This is a genomic window from Sneathiella sp. D3-11 (assembly GCF_055809395.1).
In genome coordinates, this window is record NZ_CM147911.1 from 1,310,872 (window position 1) to 1,328,878 (window position 18,007).

The 18,007-nt window shown below is 50.0% G+C and carries 15 protein-coding genes; 8 read left to right on the forward strand and 7 right to left on the reverse strand.

The window, feature by feature from the left end; translation table 11 throughout:
- Positions 1 to 22: 22 nt before the first annotated feature.
- Genes AC0L73_RS06820 through AC0L73_RS06840 form a run of 5 tightly spaced genes read right to left on the reverse strand, consistent with a single transcriptional unit; the run spans position 23 to position 4,505 of the window.
- Positions 23 to 1,753 (reverse strand): thiamine pyrophosphate-binding protein, encoded by a 1,731-nt coding sequence (locus AC0L73_RS06820; protein WP_227949006.1) that lies wholly within the window; start codon positions 1,751 to 1,753, stop codon positions 23 to 25.
- Positions 1,753 to 2,730: an alpha-ketoacid dehydrogenase subunit beta gene (locus AC0L73_RS06825; protein ID WP_227949004.1), complete on the reverse strand. Its 978-nt coding sequence runs from the start codon at positions 2,728 to 2,730 to the stop codon at positions 1,753 to 1,755. Before AC0L73_RS06825 ends, AC0L73_RS06820 begins: the two co-directional genes overlap by 1 nt.
- Complete coding sequence (locus AC0L73_RS06830; RefSeq protein ID WP_473655181.1) at positions 2,730 to 2,882, reverse strand: hypothetical protein; 153 nt, start codon at positions 2,880 to 2,882, stop codon at positions 2,730 to 2,732. Before AC0L73_RS06830 ends, AC0L73_RS06825 begins: the two co-directional genes overlap by 1 nt.
- A gap of 32 nt (positions 2,883 to 2,914) precedes the next feature.
- The gene (locus AC0L73_RS06835; protein WP_473655182.1) at positions 2,915 to 3,727 is read right to left on the reverse strand and encodes a thiamine pyrophosphate-dependent dehydrogenase E1 component subunit alpha; all 813 of its coding nucleotides are present in this window, start codon (positions 3,725 to 3,727) and stop codon (positions 2,915 to 2,917) included.
- Positions 3,702 to 4,505, reverse strand: coding sequence for an IclR family transcriptional regulator (locus AC0L73_RS06840; RefSeq protein ID WP_473655183.1), 804 nt, complete (start codon positions 4,503 to 4,505; stop codon positions 3,702 to 3,704). Before AC0L73_RS06840 ends, AC0L73_RS06835 begins: the two co-directional genes overlap by 26 nt.
- Before the next feature lie 92 nt (positions 4,506 to 4,597).
- Here AC0L73_RS06840 and AC0L73_RS06845 point away from each other — a divergent pair, with 92 nt between their 5' ends.
- Together AC0L73_RS06845 and AC0L73_RS06850 are read left to right on the forward strand one after the other, a co-directional pair.
- Positions 4,598 to 5,392, forward strand: coding sequence for a hypothetical protein (locus tag AC0L73_RS06845; protein WP_227948997.1), 795 nt, complete (start codon positions 4,598 to 4,600; stop codon positions 5,390 to 5,392).
- Positions 5,393 to 5,566: 174 nt separating this feature from the next.
- Positions 5,567 to 6,793, forward strand: a complete 1,227-nt coding sequence (locus AC0L73_RS06850; protein WP_227948996.1) for an MFS transporter — start codon at positions 5,567 to 5,569, stop codon at positions 6,791 to 6,793.
- Between the two features lie 27 nt (positions 6,794 to 6,820).
- On the opposite strand, the gene AC0L73_RS06855 is transcribed toward AC0L73_RS06850, so the two are convergent.
- Positions 6,821 to 7,645, reverse strand: coding sequence for an enoyl-CoA hydratase (locus tag AC0L73_RS06855; RefSeq protein ID WP_227948994.1), 825 nt, complete (start codon positions 7,643 to 7,645; stop codon positions 6,821 to 6,823).
- 514 nt (positions 7,646 to 8,159) lie between these two features.
- Here AC0L73_RS06855 and AC0L73_RS06860 point away from each other — a divergent pair.
- The 3 genes from AC0L73_RS06860 (at position 8,160) to AC0L73_RS06870 (ending at position 12,010) form a co-directional block, all read left to right on the forward strand.
- Complete coding sequence (locus AC0L73_RS06860; protein ID WP_227948992.1) at positions 8,160 to 8,597, forward strand: universal stress protein; 438 nt, start codon at positions 8,160 to 8,162, stop codon at positions 8,595 to 8,597.
- 13 nt (positions 8,598 to 8,610) lie between these two features.
- The gene (locus tag AC0L73_RS06865; protein ID WP_473655184.1) at positions 8,611 to 10,158 is read left to right on the forward strand and encodes an alanine/glycine:cation symporter family protein; all 1,548 of its coding nucleotides are present in this window, start codon (positions 8,611 to 8,613) and stop codon (positions 10,156 to 10,158) included.
- Positions 10,159 to 10,360: 202 nt separating this feature from the next.
- On the forward strand, positions 10,361 to 12,010 hold the full coding sequence (locus AC0L73_RS06870; protein WP_227948988.1) for a hypothetical protein: 1,650 nt from the start codon (positions 10,361 to 10,363) through the stop codon (positions 12,008 to 12,010).
- A gap of 7 nt (positions 12,011 to 12,017) precedes the next feature.
- On the opposite strand, the gene AC0L73_RS06875 is transcribed toward AC0L73_RS06870, so the two are convergent.
- Positions 12,018 to 12,740 (reverse strand): HAD-IA family hydrolase, encoded by a 723-nt coding sequence (locus AC0L73_RS06875; RefSeq protein WP_227948986.1) that lies wholly within the window; start codon positions 12,738 to 12,740, stop codon positions 12,018 to 12,020.
- 299 nt (positions 12,741 to 13,039) lie between these two features.
- Here AC0L73_RS06875 and AC0L73_RS06880 point away from each other — a divergent pair, with 299 nt between their 5' ends.
- The 3 genes from AC0L73_RS06880 (at position 13,040) to yghU (ending at position 17,950) form a co-directional block, all read left to right on the forward strand.
- Positions 13,040 to 15,664 carry a non-ribosomal peptide synthetase gene (locus AC0L73_RS06880; RefSeq protein WP_473655185.1) on the forward strand — a complete coding sequence of 875 codons (2,625 nt, stop codon included), beginning with the start codon at positions 13,040 to 13,042 and terminating at the stop codon, positions 15,662 to 15,664.
- 25 nt (positions 15,665 to 15,689) lie between these two features.
- A complete protein-coding gene (locus AC0L73_RS06885; protein ID WP_227948982.1) occupies positions 15,690 to 16,898 on the forward strand; it encodes a sugar-transfer associated ATP-grasp domain-containing protein in 1,209 nt (402 codons plus the stop codon).
- 167 nt (positions 16,899 to 17,065) lie between these two features.
- On the forward strand, positions 17,066 to 17,950 hold the full coding sequence (gene yghU, locus AC0L73_RS06890) for a glutathione-dependent disulfide-bond oxidoreductase (RefSeq protein WP_473655186.1): 885 nt from the start codon (positions 17,066 to 17,068) through the stop codon (positions 17,948 to 17,950).
- Positions 17,951 to 18,007: the final 57 nt, after the last annotated feature.

Below are 18,007 nucleotides of genomic sequence, written 5' to 3' on the forward strand. Positions count from 1 at the left end.
CCCTATTATGATAAACCGCGCATTATGCCACGCGGTCTCCCTTTTTGACCTGAACGGTCCTGTTATCCACCGCAGGAAGCATTCTTGCGGGGTCTCTCGTGACGACGACATCGACTACACTTGGGCGATCTTTTTCCGCAAATGCGCTGAGCAATGCGGCTTCCAACTGATCCGGGCTTTCGACGCGGACTCCGTGACATCCCATAGCATTCGCGACATTGGCATAGTTGGTTTCCGACAATTCCGAAGACTGATAGTTGCCATCCCCATACATCAGATGCTGCAGAGCCTTAACATATCCTGACGCAGCATTATTAACGACAATAATGGTCACACCAAGGTTCATTCTACGGGCTGTTTCAAGCTCGCCCAGAACCATATTAAAGCCGCCATCGCCGGTAATCCCGACAACGATTGCCTCTGGCTCAGCCAGCTGTACGCCCATCGATCCCGGCAAACCGTATCCGATTGAGGCAAATCCCCGATCCGGAACAAATGCCCGGCCTGCCTTTTTAGTATCGAAAAGTAATCCGCCCCAATGTGCGGCAAACCCGCCGTCGGCAATAAGATAACCATCTGCTGGCAGCAGTTTATTGATTTCAGTGATCAGCCGCGCCATATGAACCGGCGTTTCATCTGAATTAAGACGCTCCGACACATCATCCCGCCAGGCAGCCATTTTCTCGGGGATTTCCGCAATATAGTCTTCGCGCATTTGACGCTGCTCACCGGCGCCGTTTTCCAGCAGGTCGTATAGATCTTTCAACCCGGACTTAGCATCGCCCCAAAGTTTCAATGCTGGTTCATACGTCCGTCCCATTTCCTCGGCAACGATATCGAGATGAATAACCGGCCCATTGGCCTCCGGGATCGTGTATCGCTTAGTGGCAATTTCACCTAGCTTACACCCGACCACCAGCAGACAATCACTTTCGGCTATCAGGTCATTTGCAATACGATCGTAACGACCAAAAAGACCCGCACTCAGCGGATTTGAACAGGCAATTGACCCTTTACCCGTAAGCGTATGGGCGACAGGGATACTGCAAGCCTCCGCCAATCGTGTAACTTCCTCTTGCGCGCCGGAAATATGGATACCGCCGCCGCAGAGTATCATGGGTCGCTTCGCCGTTGCAATCATAGCCGCGGCTTTTGCTGCCATCTCTGCATCCGGACGGCAGCGAAGTGCTGGCATCATGGAATGAGCGCCATCAACCTCAAACTCTTCCGGCTCGAAATTATAAGTCCCATGGGCAACGTCTTCGGGCACATTTACAACGACAGGACCGGGCCGGCCTGATGTGGCAACGGCAAAGGCACGGCGCATGATTTCCGGAATACGGTGAATTGCCTCGATTTTAAGGAGTTCCTTGCAGGCAGGACGAAGAATGGACACCTGATCGGTTTCCTGCGTCATGTTTTTGCCCGCATGATCGCGATGCGCGTCACCGATAATGGCTACCATCGGAGAACCCGCGTTCAAGGCCTCCACCAGACCGGTTACAAGGTTTGTTGCCCCCGGCCCCAGTGTTGCATCCACTAAACCAACTCGGTTCGATACCTTTGCATAGGCATCAGCCGCGAATACCGCGCAACGTTCATCGTTGATCAGATTGTGGTTAAGCCCCAAGCGTCTCGCCGCGTCATAGAATGGCAGAAGCTGAAAGCCTCCCATACCAAACATAGGACCCGCTTTATGTGCGAGCAGCATACGAACCAGCGCTTCACCGCCTGTCATTTCATTTTTAATCATTAACTTGCCTTTTTCAGAGTTTCTTGCGCCGCCGTGACCATCATTTCCGAGGTAACACGCAGCATATCTTCGAGATTTGGCGCATAGGACACCAGTGACCGTGGCGCGCCGAGGCGGCGTACCGGTCCTTTTAATGTATGGCCAGCCTTTTCGGCGACCGTCGCAACGATTTCCGCCCCAAAGCCACCGACGGCAACCGATTCATGCGCAACGACCAGATGACCGGTCTTGGCGACGCTTTTGAGCACGGCTTCCTTGTCCCAAGGCCACAGGCTGCGAAGGTCAATAACTTCCGCGCTGACGCCTTGACCGGAGAGCGCGTTAGCGGCTTCAACAGCAAGGTTCGCCGTATTCGACCAGCTGACGATGGTCACATCCGTTCCTTCGCGCCGTATCTCGGCCTTTCCAAATTCGTATTTCTTAGAGAAATCAACCTCGCCCTCTATATCCCAAATGCCCTTATGTTCCAGATACACAACCGGATCATCGCAGGCGATGGCCGCCATCAACATGGAATAATTATCCTGAGGCGTTCCAGGACAGACAACGACAAGGCCTGGAATATGTGCGTACCAGCTCTCAAGGGATTGGGAATGCTGGGCCGCAGATGAACGCCAGAGGCCCATTGGCTTCCGAATGACCATCGGCGCCCGCGACTGTCCGCCAAACATAAACCGAGCCTTTGCGATCTGATTGACCAACTCGTCCGTCGCGCATAGCGCAAAATCTGAGAACCGCATCTCGACGATTGGGCGTGTGCCAATCATCGCGGCACCGAAAGCAGCACCCATAATTGCCGCTTCAGAAATCGGCGCATCGGAGATCCGCGCGTCGCCGAATTCTTCCCGAAGGCCTTTATACTGGCCAAACACGCCGCCTCGGCCCAAATCTTCACCGACACACCAGACGGTAGAGTCATCCCGCATGGAGTGCTGGATAGCGGCTAGGCTTGCATCTCTATAAGTTAGTTTCGGCATCAGTAAGCCTCCACTGCAGGGCTACCGATATCCTGGACATCTTTAAACGCAGTTTCATTTGTCGGGAAAGGCGTTTCGGCCGCTTCTTTAAGTACGTCTATCATTTCTTTCTGAGCATTTTCATGTAAAGACTGAATATCGGCTTCCGACATGCCCGCCGCCTCAAGAACTGCACGTTGGCGCTTTATCGGATCGCTTCTTTTTCTTCTTCCGCCGCTTCATTTACCGGTCGATAGGTTGCCGGGTCGAAGGATGTGTGACCGGTACGGCGATAGGTTTTTGCATGTAGAAATTCTGGCGGACCGCCCGCACGCAACCGCGAAGCTATATCCGTTGCCGTATCGGCAATCAATTCCACATCATTACCGTCAACAGTTGTTGAGCGCATTCCCAACGACGTTGCACGCGCGGCTGCGCCATCGCCTGCCGTCATAGAAGATGTTTTGGTCGTTGCGGAATACTGGTTATCCTCACAAACGAAAAGTATGGGTAACTTGAAAACGACGGCCCAGTTCATTCCTTCAAGGAACGGCCCGCGGTTTATTGCGCCATCGCCGAAAATATCGACGACAATTCTGTCATCACCCAGCAGCTTGATGGCATGGGCCGCACCCGCCGCAATCGTGATGTTTGCCCCCACGACACCATTCGCACCCAGCATTCCTACGTCAAAATCCGCAATATGCATTGAACCGCCCTTGCCGCCACAGCAACCACCTTCCCGGCCGAGCAATTCACGCATCATCGCGAGAGAACTCGCGCCCTTTGCCAGCGTGTGCCCATGGCCGCGATGCGTTGAAAGCAAAATGTCTTCCGTCGTAAGATTGTACATTATACCGGCGGCGACAGCCTCCTGGCCGATAGACGGATGAATAGCGCCAAGCACAAGCTGATCTCTCTCAGCTGCCAAACAGGCCTGCTCCTCAAACGCGCGAATACGCTCCATCATCTCGAGCAGGGATCGTCCGCGCTCAAAATTGTGACCGGCAAAAGTCATTTATTTTGTTCCTTTTCCAATGCATTAAACCGGCCGGCGAGCCGACGGGCCTCTCTTTTAATCCCGGCAGGATAAGATCATTAATCCGCGACGCTTCCATCCGCTCGTTAATCGCGCCAATGGCAAGCGCTGCGACTAGCCGACCGCTTGCTGTCATAACCGGTACAGCAATCGCACTCATCCCGTTGACTACCCCGCCCCGGTTGCGGGCGTAGCCATTCTCTTTAAAAAAAGTATACTCTACCGTCAGGTTTTCGTCGGTAACACCATAGTCGGCAAGCCAGCTCTTGTTGACACGGCACACCGCCGCCCTCTGTTCGTCCGACAACGAGCAATATAGCGCGAGAGATCCAGCGCCGACGCCCAAAGGCCTGCGATCCCCTTTATCCAGCGTAAGGGTACGAATGGGAAAGGCCCCAACTTTTCTGTTTACACAAATTGAAACGGCCCCTTCCGGAACCGAGAGAAAAACAGTGTCTTCCGACATTTCCGCCAATCTGTTCATTCCGCGTTCAGCAAGGGCACTGACATTGATACGTTCAGAATTTCTGGACAGTTCGGCGAGCTTCGATCCCAACCGATAGATTCTAGTGGCCGGATCCTGAAATACGTAATCAATCTCGCGCAGAGCCGCCAACACCCGAAACGTGGTTGTCTTTGAAAACTTCGATTGCGCAACGATTTCCGTAAGATCCGCGCCGTCATGCGCAAGCGACAGCACTTCCAAAACCCGTGCCGCGCGCGCGATCGAACCCTTAGGTGCCGACAGACTTGTCATTATTCTCCCTTGCTAATTCCGTTTATCGGAATTTTTTGTTGCGTAATTTGAAACTTATTGATGCCAAGAGTCAAGCCGGGTAAGGTTAAAAAATGACAAAACAACCAATTTTACTCGATTCAATAACCGACGCGAATGAAGAACACCGGGGCCAGATTGTCGTTTCGGGCTCACACGGCGGAATCTACCCAGCTGCGGTCGCATCAGCGGCGGGCATTCGTGCTGTTCTGTTTAATGACGCAGGCATCGGCCTTGATAAGGCCGGCGTTGCTGGCGTTCTTGCGCTGGCGAAAGCCGGTATGGCTGCCGCGTCCATCGATTGCCGAAGCTGCTTGATAGGATCGGCTGAAGATGCCTTCAAACGAGGGGTCGTCACTATTGTAAATCCCATTGCGGCCCAATGTGGCCTGAAGGTCGGCATGCCCGTGGACGAGGCAGTGCGTGCACTTGAAAATGCACCGCAACCGCATGGTCTTCTGCCTGAAGTGGAAGAATCAAGGAATGAACTTAGATTAGATGAAAATGGGCTGGCTATATTATTAGTGGATTCTGCTTCCCTTGTGATCCCGAAAGATGAAAACAAGGTAATAATTACAGGGTCTCATGGGTGTCTTATTGGTGGAAATCCAACCAGAGCACTTAAAGCCGCCGCTCGCATTGCTGTTTTTAATGACGCAGGCGTACTTTCTGATGACATAACAATTTCACGATTACCGGCTCTGGATGAACGAGAGGTGGCTGCGGTCACTGTTTCCCACGAAACGGCACGGATCGGCGATGCCCACTCTGCCCTTGAAACCGGCGTTATATCAAAAGCAAATGAAAGAGCACGGAACGCTGGTGCAAAGGTTGGCAAAAGCCTGAAGGCTTGGCTAACCGGTCTATGACATCACGCCAATTCCGACTATCTCGCCTAAACATGCCCGAATTTAGCGAGCGATCCGAATTTTTTGGAGCGGTCCCTAGCTAAGGTTATTCAAGCATGTTTCGGTAAACTCATTTGCTAAAGACCGCGCCCGCATACTATGATGGCGCAAAATAATAATAACGGTACAATTCTTATGTCCACCATTCGTGCCTTACGGCCAGTTCTCCCGATCCTGATCGCCGCGGCAGTGATGTTAAGCTTGAGTTTCGGCCTGCGACAAAGTCTCGGCCTATTCATGCCATCACTTACGCAGGATATCGCGGTTACCATAACGGATTTTACCTTCGCAATTGCTATGCAGAATCTGGTCTGGGGTATTTGTCAGCCCTTTGCCGGCATGTTTGCTGATCGATGGGGGTTTAGGCCCGTCATGGTTAGTGGTGCGATATCTTATGCTATTGGAATGATTTTCCTCGCCAATGCAAGCGGAACAATAATGGTGATTATCGGCGCAGGCATCTTCGTTGGCATTGCCATGGCCTGCGCTTCTTTCGCAATGACGCTGTCCCTCACATCACGGCTGGTTCCCGCTTCAGTGCGCAGTACGGCGCTCGGCATGATGTCGGCCGCCGGATCCGTGGGCGCTATGTTCACGGCACCTCTCGGTCAGCTTCTTGAATCGCTTTATGACTGGCGTGTCGGCCTGATCGGATTCACCGTCGTGGCCTTGATAATAATTCCCGCGGCCTGGATCGCCGGGCGTGTCGATAAGGAAGCGCCGCTGGAACTCTCTGCCAACAGTTCTGACAAACTACCCGCCGGTGCCGCCATAGCGGTGGCCTTTCGTCATGCACCATTTCTGGTAATGGCAATTGCCTATTTTGTATGTGGCATGCAACTCGTTTTCCTGACAACGCATCTGCCGTCCTATCTCGCTATCTGCGGGCTAGATCCAATGCTGGGTGCCTCCGCGCTTGGCATCATCGGCGGATTTAATGTCATCGGCAGCCTGTTCTTTGGCTGGGCTGGCGGCCGCTGGTCGAAGCAAGTTTTACTTGGCATAATCTATGTCTCGCGGTCATTTGTTCTTGCCGCGTATTTCATTCTTCCACCCACCCCAACAACAACGATACTGTTTGCCGCCGTTATGGGTTTCCTCTGGCTTGGCGTATCCCCACTGGTCGCCGGGTCCGTTGTAGACATGTTCGGCCTGCGTTGGCAGGCAATGATCCAGGGCTTCGCCTTTTTCATCCACCAGATTGGGAGTTTTGTCGGCGCCTTCGGTGGCGGATGGTTGTTTGATCTGCTCGGCTCCTATGATCTGGCGCTACAAATCGGCGTTGGGCTAGGGCTTTCAGCAGGCATAGGGCAAATTATGTTCGCCCTATATAGACCGCCTGAAAAACCGATGCCCGCGTAAGCATTTTTTAAAATGCGGTGCGCTGATTTATCGTCCTGAAAATTTCGCGGGGCGCTTCTCAAGAAAATGAGCAACTCCTTCCTTGAAATCCTCGCTCGCAAAACTCTTGATCATTTCCTCATTGCCAGTCGCGACAGCGTCGCTCAGACTTTGAAACTGGGCGTCATACACTTGGCGCTTCATTACCGCCATGGAACGCGGAGATACATTCTGCGCAAGATCCGCCGCATAGGCTTTGACAGCTGGCATCAAAGCGTCGGCATCATGAACCTGATTTACGAGACCAAGCTGCAGAGCTTCCTCCGCCGTCACTTTGCGTGACGACAACAAGAGATCTAGTGCCGCAGAGTGTCCAATCAGACGCGGAAGCATCCAGGAAATGCCATGCTCCGCGATCAGGCCGCGTTTTGCAAATGCGGTCATAAAGATTGCGTCCCGGCTAGCAAAGCGCATATCGCAATACAAAGACACAACCATTCCTAATCCAGCGGCGGGCCCATTAATGGCACCAATAATGGGTTTGCTGATAGACGGGAAGTAAGAATACTGCGTCTGGAAGTCTGATCGGACCGCTACGTTGTAGGCTTTAGTGCCATATACTGCCCCCGGCTCTCGTTTTTCTGATCCGTCTTCAATCCCGCTTAAAAGATCCATGTCGGCACCAGCACAAAAACCGCGACCTTCTCCAGTGAGAATAATAACTCGAACCGCGTCATCTTTATCCGCTGTTTCCATCGCATCACGTACTTCGCGCTCCATCGTTCGTGTCCAGGCATTCAGCTTGTCTGGGCGATTCAGGGTTACCGTCGAGATGCCGTCTTCTGTTTCAAATTTTATATGCTCATAGGTCATTACAATTCCCCTTTTTGTTATTTTAGGTTGATCCTAGCTTAATCCAAATCAAGGGAGGCGTCTTCAAGTCATTTTAAATCGGCTCCTCCGAAACAGACGATCATCGCAGAAAATGTTTGCGAAAATAAGGTGCCAATTATTTCTATGGAGGCAGATTTTTTATTTATTGCAGCAACGCATAGAGGTAGTTTCTAGAAAAAAGCTCATACGCCAATTAGCTCCAAAATCATCAGTATTTTTAACGTAATACCATCGAATTTTTCAGACTTTTTCTACGTCCCGAAGACAAACTATGCTTGATAATCTGGATTTTCGTATTTTGTATCGAATTCGCCTACTGAATAAGATTGCTCCCCATTTATATTAATTTAATCTATTATAGGTTTGGGGGACAATTGTATCGGCACGCATATGTTCTAGTTTCGGGGATTTGTCCTCCCGATATTTGGACGCAATAACATCCGCTTAGCTGATGTTCGCGAATAACGGTACTTTTACAGGAGGGGAAGTAAAGATGACTACTACACTGGTAATTGGTCTTGACGGCCATGAGTCGGGGGAACGTGTTCTTGACTATGGCAAGCGAATGGCGGGCCTGATCGGGGATTGTGAACTTCTGGTCGTCTATGTCGTTGAATGGTCTCCGTATTCATTCCAGACACCCGAGGAAAATGCGCAGCGCCACAAACGTCGTGAAGAAGAAATCTCCCTCGCAATGGCGCGAGTTGTCGATCCAGCACTGGCAAAGCTCAAAGAATCTGGCGTCAAGGGTCGGGGCGTCGTTCGCCATGGCCATGTCGCGGATATTCTGAACGCCATCGCCAAGGAAGAGAAAGCAGAACAAATAATTGTCGGTCGCGCCTCCAGTCAGGGTCTAGTTGATCGTTTGTTTGGAAGCTCAACATCTACACTGGTGATGAGTGCGCATGTACCTGTAACTGTGATCGGCTAAAGGGGGAGTTATCATGAGAAAAATATTTATCGCGCTGCTCGTCCAAATCGCAGCAATCGCCGTTATTGGCCCGGCACTCGCCCAAGAGTCAATGACGCTTGACGCGCAAGTCAATCAGATGTTCGCCGCTGTCACAGGCCCGTTTGTCAGCTTTATTTTCGCGCCCATTCCAGGGACCAGCTTTCCCTGGATTGTTATGTGGCTCGTTATTGCTGCCTCTATTTTTACGATCTATTTCGGCTTCGTCCAATTTCGCTTCTTTGGTCACGCGATTAGCTTGGTTAAAGGCGATTACTCGGATCCTAATGATGCGGGTGAAGTCAGCCATTTCCAAGCCCTTGCAACGGCCCTCTCAGGCACGGTCGGTCTTGGTAACATTGCCGGTGTGGCCGTTGCCGTCGGTATTGGTGGCCCAGGCGCAACATTCTGGATGATCCTTGCCGGACTTCTTGGCATGGCGTCAAAATTTACGGAATGTACGCTTGGCGTGAAATACCGTAATGAATATGAAGATGGCACGGTCTCAGGCGGACCGATGTACTATATATCGAAAGGTTTCAAGCAACTCGGCATTCCGGGCGGCAAAGCTCTCGCTATTCTCTTCTCTATTTTCTGTATTCTCGGCGCCCTCGGCGGCGGAAATATGTTTCAGGCAAACCAGGCACATGCCCAGATTTCTGGCATTGTCGGGGACTATCCTGGTTGGATTACCGGCGTCATCTTCGCTGTTGTCGTGTTTGCCGTGATTGTCGGCGGCATGAAGTCAATTGCACGCGTAACCGAAAAAGTCGTTCCCTTTATGGGCATCATGTATGTGGCTGCGGCGATTATTATTCTCGCGGTCAATTTCGACCAGATCGGTTGGGCTTTCGGCCAGATTTTTGAAGGTGCCTTTACGGGCCTTGGTGTCGCCGGTGGTTTTGTCGGCGCGTTGATCCAGGGCTTCAAGCGGGCGGCCTTTTCCAACGAAGCCGGAGTAGGCTCCGCTGCGATTGCCCATTCGGCCGTACGGACGAAAGAGCCAATCACGGAAGGAGTAGTCTCCCTGCTAGAGCCTTTCATCGACACGGTAGTAATCTGCACAATGACGGCGCTGGTCATCATCATCACAGGCCAGCTTATCATTGACCCGGTATCCGGCAACTACATGCTGGATGGTTCAATGATTGCAACAGTTGGCGGCACCTCCGGAGTTGCCTTGACATCAGCGGCCTTTGGTTCTGCTGTTAGCTGGTTCCCTTATGTTCTGGCCATTGCCGTGGTCCTGTTTGCGTTCTCGACGATGATTTCATGGTCCTATTATGGTCTGAAAGCCTGGACGTATCTGTTCGGTGAAGGAAAAACGACTGAGCTGATTTTCAAGCTGATCTTCTGCGCCTTCGTGATCATTGGTGCGGCGGCAAGCCTAGGCCCGGTTATTGACTTCTCTGACGCAGCTATCTTCGCGATGGCCGTGGTCAATATTTTCGCGCTTTACTTCCTGATGAAGCTGGTGAAACAGGAATTCCAGTCTTACCGCGAACGTCTTGAATCAGGTGAAATCAAAAAATTCAAAGGCTAACAACAAAAGGAGGCGCTTTTAACAGGCGCCTCCTTTTATTCTGACGCAATTCCAATCACTCCAGATACATTTTATTTATAGGCCGCCCCCCCCGGATTGAAGGTCTCGTCTACTCTGCGGAATTATGCTACGGTTTCGTATCAACGACCGTAAGCACGCATAAATAAAACTTTCACACAATAAACTGGCGGATTTAACGATCATGAAAAAGCTAACTTCTGCTGTTGTTCTGTTTTTCTTTATTCTGACAGGAATGGCCCTTGCTGATGTTGACAGAAATGTGACCGCGGCCCTCTCCGATATTGAAAAATATGAGCAAAAATATTCCGGGCAGGCGTCCGCCTCTAAAACCAACATAAATCGTGATCTGAAGCTTCTTAAGCTTACTCGCCAGCGCCTTGATGGCGCACCAGATCATTCACAGCCAGAGTGGAAGGAAGCCGCCCAGCGATACAATGCCCTGGTGACGCATCTTAATAGCATGCTGAAACCATCAGGCGGCACAACCTCAACCACAACCGCTGCGCCAAAAAGCAGCACTGCTCCCGCCTCAACCGCGACGACTTCATCAAACACTGCGCCCAAGCAGATGATCTCTCAGCAGCGTGTTCATATCAAAAAACTGAAACGAGATGTTGAAAGCGCAACCGATACTGTTGACAAGGCCGGGCCCAAGCCCTTCCAAGACCCGGCTTACGTTCAAAAAATTGATAATGCCCTTGTCAGATTTCAGGGGACATATGCCAAATTTACAGATTTCAAGGACGATCCGGATGTGGTAGCTGCCGGCAATTCTCTTGCGACGCTGGAGAACATGGTTGTCTTTGGCAAGGATCATGCTGCGAAGGAGCTTGCCGCTCTCGGTGACGTGCAGGCACGGCTGAAAGAAATTAATGGATATTTGCGGGAACTGAAAGTTCCACCCACGCCACAGCAACCATACGAAAAGGGACAGTTGGCGCAATGGCTCCGCGATCTTGCCAAAACACGAAAAGCCGCGGTTGCGATCTTTCAGCCTATTCCGGATATCAAACAGCGCGCCTATTTGCCGAATAATGTCGGTACCGTTGAACAGGGTGCACCCTATGACCTTCAGGATGTCGACAGGTTTGAGCGGTATCTGCGGGAAGTTGTCGGAAATATAGATAATGGCGTCAAAACCTTCACTGCTAATCTAACCCATACAGTTCAGTTTGAAACCGAAAACCTGTCATTTTATGACAATTTCGACCCCAAGGACCCGCAGCAACAAATGCAACAGTTCTTGCTTGCAGGGCGGGCGGATGAAATCCGCCAGGAGCTAGCGAAAAAGCACCTTCTGGTCAACGAAGCAGCCGAGTATGCAAACCTTCTAAAGCATGACAATTATGAGGAAAGGGTCACGCTACTTGCTCGCGTTGAAGATGTCGCGAACAGATATGAAGAAAACTACAAAAAGGCGCGGGAGTTGGTGCGGATGCCGAAAGCGGCAATCACGGATTCCGATCTGACCGATATTGCGATGGAGACACTCAAGAGTCCGGACTATGATTACGTGGGGGAGATAAAGCGCCTCGTTATTAACACTGAAAAAGCCCATCGCACCAAGGAGACCAGCACCGCAGAAATCGACAAGGTCGATGTCAGCTCAACCGGTAACATCACACTCTCAGGAACAGAAACAACCTATTTTTATGAATGGGATCAGTTTCAGGTGGCCACCGTCGAGCCTGTGGAAGATAAGTTCTATATCTTCTATACAACACTGAAATACTACACCTCCGGTGCAGAGAGAACTCCGCTCAATCAGTGGATTATCACAGGAAGAATCCAGGGGAGCGAGATTCCAGAAGAAAACATTGAGCTAGATTAGAGGCGCATCAAGATGATGGGTTTCGCAAAGCTTCTGCAAGCTCGATAAAACTGTTCACGTCATAATCGAAAGGAACCGGCTTTTCTTCCGGTACTGCATCAGGACCGTACTCGAGAGTACGATTAACGTAAGCTGTCCTGAAGCCAGCATTTTTCGCCCCTTCAAGATCACGGGCATGGCAGGCAACCATCATGATCTGCTCTGGCGGTAGCTGAAGCAGCGCGGCGGTATCGTGATAAATTGTGGGATCTGGCTTCACCTTCTTGAAAAAATCAGCGGAAATAATTCCGTTCCACGGAAGGTTATTGTGGCGGCTTATATCGAGTAAACATCGAAAGTCGCCGTTTGAAAAAGGCAGTATCATAAAGTCTTCTTTCAACCTTGCGAGTCCCTCCACAACGTCATCCCACACATCCAGACGGTTCCAGGCAAGATTGAAATCTTCAATATCACTATCACCGATCCCGCGTACTCCATACTCATCGAACAGAGAAAGGAGTTTTTCTTTATGGATTTCTGCTGTCGGAATGATCTCTCTCTCGCCCGAAGAAATATCACCGAGTGCTTTCAGGTAGCCTTCAATGCGCCATTTGTTGACAAACTCTCCCCAAGGAACCGTGATCCCAGTCCTGTCAGAAAATTTCTGCCCCTCCCGTGTTACAGAGGAATACCAGTCCGTGACAGTACCAAAAACATCAAAACACAAAACTTTTACATTTGAAGCGATCACAAGCGGACCTTTCTGCTTTCGTTCATCATCCGTCCATAAAAAGCACGACGGAATTTTAGTAACAGTACCATTCAACTTATGTGTAACTGTCTGTATCTTATAAATCAATGCGCGGAAAAGTTCTGAAAATTACGCAATATCGGCAGTCTAACTCACCATTGCGTAAATTTTAGTGCTTTATCCACATATGTGTGGATAATTATCACAATCTGGACATTTGAGTTTAACGGCTGGCAATTTTACCTAAACTATAGTCTTTTCACTTTACTAAGGCCTTACTGTTAGCCGAGCATTTTTTGATGAATTCGTTTCGAACGTACAATGATATTATTTCATTCTGGGCAAGAGAAACCCCGAATGCTCCTGCACTTCTTGGCCCCGACCAATCCCCCGTGAATTATCAATGCCTTCATCAACTGGTTAATGAGTTTCAGAGCGAATTAGCAAGATGTGGGTTTGGTCGCAATGACCGGATAGCGGTAGTTCACTCCGGCGGCGCAGAAATGGCGTCCGCTCTAATTGGTATCCTCTGCAACGCAACGGTGGCGCCGTTCAATCCGGCGATGTCCACCGGCGAGTTTTACCTGCATTTTCAGGACAAGAGTATAAAGGCTCTCGCCATTGAAGAAGATCTCTCTTCTCAAGCACGCAATGCAGCGGAGAAACTTGGCCTACCGATTCTTGATATCAAGCAGATAGATCCGGCCAAAGCCGGCAAGGTTCAGCTCATTGGCACCGCCGGCAGTCATACAGGATTTACCCCCGAGCCAGTCGATGCAGAAGATCTCGCCGTTGTCTTTACAACATCGGGGACCACCAGCTATGGGAAAACGGTCCCCCTTTCCCATCGCATTGTGATGCCGCGTGTTGCGAACATGGTGCAAATGATGAAATTCACCAATCAGGATCGTATCCTGAATATCATGCCGCTGTTTCATACAAGTGGATTTTCCGCTGGGTTGCTCACAACACTCTATTCCGGCGCAAATTTTTTCCCCATCAAGAATAACGATGTCGACAAACTATTCCATTGTCTAGGTGATGCAAAGCCTACCGTTATCGCCGCCGGATATACCGTCTTTCATTCTATTGAAAGAAAGGCGCATGACCATTTGGATGCCATAGAAACGGCGAAACCTTCTTTACGAATGCTTCGAACTGGAACGGGCCATCTAGATCAGAAAATTACGGAGAGGTTAGAAGAGGTTTTTGACACGCCGGTTATTGAAGCCTATGGCTCTGCAGAGACAAGCTTCATGGCCTGCACAGGAATCCCACCCGCACCTCGTAAAGTTGGAAGTGTCGGCCAGCCTGATAGAAATCGCATTTTTGTTGTTGATGCAGCGGGAGACTTCACTCCAACAATGGAAAAAGGGGAAATTGTTGTCAATAAAGAGACCGCTTTCGATGGTTATGAGAACAACCCCACGGCAAACCAGGAATCCTTCTCAAAGGATTGGTATCATACGGGAGATGAAGGCTATCTAGACGAAGACGGGTTTCTGTTCATTACCGGCCGCATTAAGGAAATGATCAATCGCGGCGGCGTAAAGATCATCCCGACCGAAGTAGATCAGGTCGCGCTGAAGCATGATGCCGTCCGCGAGGCTGTTTCCTTCCCATTGCCGCATAAAACACTAGGTGAGGACCTTGTCCTTTCGATCGTGCTGGAGGCGGACAAGACTATTTCAGATTCCGAACTCATAGCTTTTATGAAAGACTATCTCATCCCAAACAAGATTCCGTCCCGTATCATTTTCGTCGATGAAATACCAAAGGGCGCAACAGGTAAAGCACAGCGTCGGAAGCTTCATCATCAGCTACAGGTTTCGTCATCAGAAGATGCAGAACTGATCGGCGACCCAGACGGAGCAATCCCTGCAGACACGCTTAATATGCAGAAAATCTGGCAGGATGTGCTCGGACGGGAGAAAATTGGCCTGGACGAAAATTTTTTTGCTCTTGGCGGAGACTCTCTTCAGGCGGTGGATCTGTTTCTTCAGATTGAAAAACTGATGGGGCGCCGCCTACCGAGAGACATCTTGTTCGAGGCGGGAACAATTCGCGAAATGGCAAGGCACGTACAGGAGGAACTTTCGTCCTCCTGTATTGTCCCAATTCAGCCGACGGGAAGCCGTCCGCCACTCTTCTTTATCCATCCGATCGGCGGGGAGGTTCTTGGGTATCGGGATTTAGCCCAACATCTGGATAAAGATCAGCCATTTTACGGAATTCAGCAATTTCAGTCCGACACAAATATGCCTCGTTTTTCCTCTCTTGAAGAAATGGCAGATTACTATCTGGGTAAAATTCGTCAGCAGCAGCCAACTGGTCCCTACTATCTCGGTGGGCATTCCTTTGGTGGCCTTATTGCCTTTTTGATTGCGCAAAAGCTTGATGCCTTCGGTGAGAAAACAGCGTTTCTTGCCTTGCTGGATACCTATCTTCCCAGTCGAAAAAGATATGTCTCGCCGTTAAGCTGGATATCACTGCATTACAAGGTATGGGCGCGCTTACCGCTACAGAAGAAGGCAAACTATATCTTCGATAGGTTTCGCAACATAGCCAAGGGCGTCATGCGGCTGATTAGATTGAAATTTATGGAGACGCCCAATAGCAATCTTCCCGGATCTGAGGCATCTACCGCAGGCATGGTCAACAATCAGGATATCAACGCGTTAAATGTTCGAAAATTTTACCCGACTGCTTATTCAGGTAATGCTATACTCTTTCGGACAGAGTTGCCCGTTTCACTTCACCCCGATGTCCATAACGAATGGCAAAACTTGATAAAGGGAAAATTGGATATTTGTGAAATCTCAGGCGGTCATGTTGGAATAATGAAAGAGCCAAACGTGCAGTATCTCGCCAGTAAGCTTACATACTACTTATCAAAGGCTCAGGAAGAAGAATTGTCGGTTTAAACCGACCAGAGGGAGCGGGGAAACATTGAAACAGTTTTGGCCCGAATATGGCAAGGCCTATCCCGCCAGCATGAAAACAATCCGAAGGATTGCCGTAAAAGCAGAACGAACAGGTAAATTCAACAGTCCTTTTCGGAAAGCTCTATCCATCAGCTTTTTTCTACGGCGGTTACCCACTGTTTTCTTTCCACCGAAATCGGATATTGCCAACGCACAAAAGTTATCCGGCAAAGGATACTTGAGGCAAGTAATTGAGCGCCTTGTCTTGCTGATTATGTTTCGCACGGAACCGAGCGAATACTACATATGCGCGCTATTCTTACCTGAAAGGTATGCCCGAGCGGGAGAATTCATTGATTACCGCCAGCACAGCTTTCTAAACTTTTTCCTCAATCAAAAGAGAACGACAATTTTGACTGAGGACAAAGTACGATTTACAAATTTATGCAGTGAAAAAGGACTACGAACGGCGCCAATCATAGCTAGGCTTGATCTCAAAGCGACACCAGAGATGGAGCTCGAAAACAAGCTAAGCCCAATTGCGACGACTGAAGGAGTATTTTTCAAGCCCCGGTTTGGGCTGCAAGGCCGTGGCGCAGGACGGCTAGTTTGCGACCAAAACGGGATATGGTCGCTAACCTATGCAGATGGAGCCGGCTTCGAAAATAGGTGGCCTGAAATCTTCAAAATTTTAATGAAAAACATCAAACAGGAGTTGATATTCCAACCTCTACTTAAAAGCCATCGCAACCTGTTAAAGTTCAATCCTAACAGTACTCAAAGCGTTCGCTTCATTACTTTTCGTGACAATGGCCAGGTCCGCCCCCTCCTAGCCCGGATGCGCCTTGGCATTAATGACAGTCTGGTCGATGCCTCCTACTCCGCCATTGGTGTTCCTATTGATCTACTCACCGGAAAACTTCTAAGGGGAAGCCAGAAAGTAACCGCTATACTTCCTGATAGCATAGAAACTTTTGGCCCAGATAATCTGCCGCTTGTAGGATATGAAGTTCCGTATTTCGAAGAAACCCAAGCTCTCGCCATTGCTGTACATGATGCCTTTCCGGAAATTTTTTCTCTCGGCCATGACATTTTTATTCTTGATAATGGCCCCATTATCCTTGAAACGAACCATATTTGGGGAAACCCGCAATACGCACATAAGGAAGGCCTCGGAAGCTTTCATGCCTATATAAATGCGATCATTGAAATTGCTAATAAAGACGGCTTGTAGCAACGGGTCAAAGTGATGCGATCTGACATGAGAAAAATAGCGACGAACATGGCCTGCCTCAAATCTGTCGGTGGACTTTTGAACAGATTTGGTCAGAATGGCCATGGGCGCATAATCGAAAAATACCACCTGTCGCGTCGCGCGATTAAGTGAACGGAGTTTCGCAAATGAATGAAACATCAGCCTACGTACCCCCGAAGGTCTGGAGATGGGAAATGGAAAGCGGCGGCCGCTTTGCCAGCATTAATCGCCCTATCGCTGGCGCAACCCATGAAAAAGAGCGCCCCATCGGGAAGCATCCCATGCAGCTTTATTCTCTCGGGACACCCAACGGCGTCAAGGTCACTATCATGCTGGAAGAATTGCTGGCAAAGGGCTTTTCCGGCGCAGAATACGACGCATGGCTGATCAATATTGGACAGGGTGATCAGTTCAGCAGCGGATTTGTTGAAGTCAATCCAAACTCCAAAATTCCGGCATTGATGGACCATAGTGGCGCAAAGCCGATACGGATATTTGAATCCGGAGCCATTCTGTTACATCTAGCCGAAAAATTCGGTGAATTTATCCCAACTGATGTCGCTGAACGAGCGGAATGTCTTTCCTGGCTTTTCTGGCAAGTTGGCAGTGCCCCTTATCTTGGTGGCGGATTTGGCCATTTTTATGCCTATGCACCAGAGAAATTTGAATACCCAATTAACCGTTTTGCCATGGAAGTGAAGCGGCAACTCGATGTTATGGACCGTCAGCTAGCTGACAATCAGTTTATCTGTGGCAACGAATATACCATTGCAGATATGGCCATCTGGCCCTGGTATGGTGCCTTGGTACAGAACCGGGTGTATGAGGCTTCTGAATTTCTCGATACCGCCTCCTACAAACATGTTAATCGCTGGACGGAGGAAGTAGGTGCGCGGGATGCGGTACGTCGCGGACGCATGGTCAACCGGACATACGGAGCGCCAGAAGAACAACTCCGTGAACGGCACGATGCCAGCGATTTCGAGAATAAGACGCAAGACAAAATCGACGCAGCAAACGCCACGAACTAGGATATGCCGCCCTATCTTTCCGTTCGGTGGCCTTATCGGACGGAAAGCCTCTGCGAA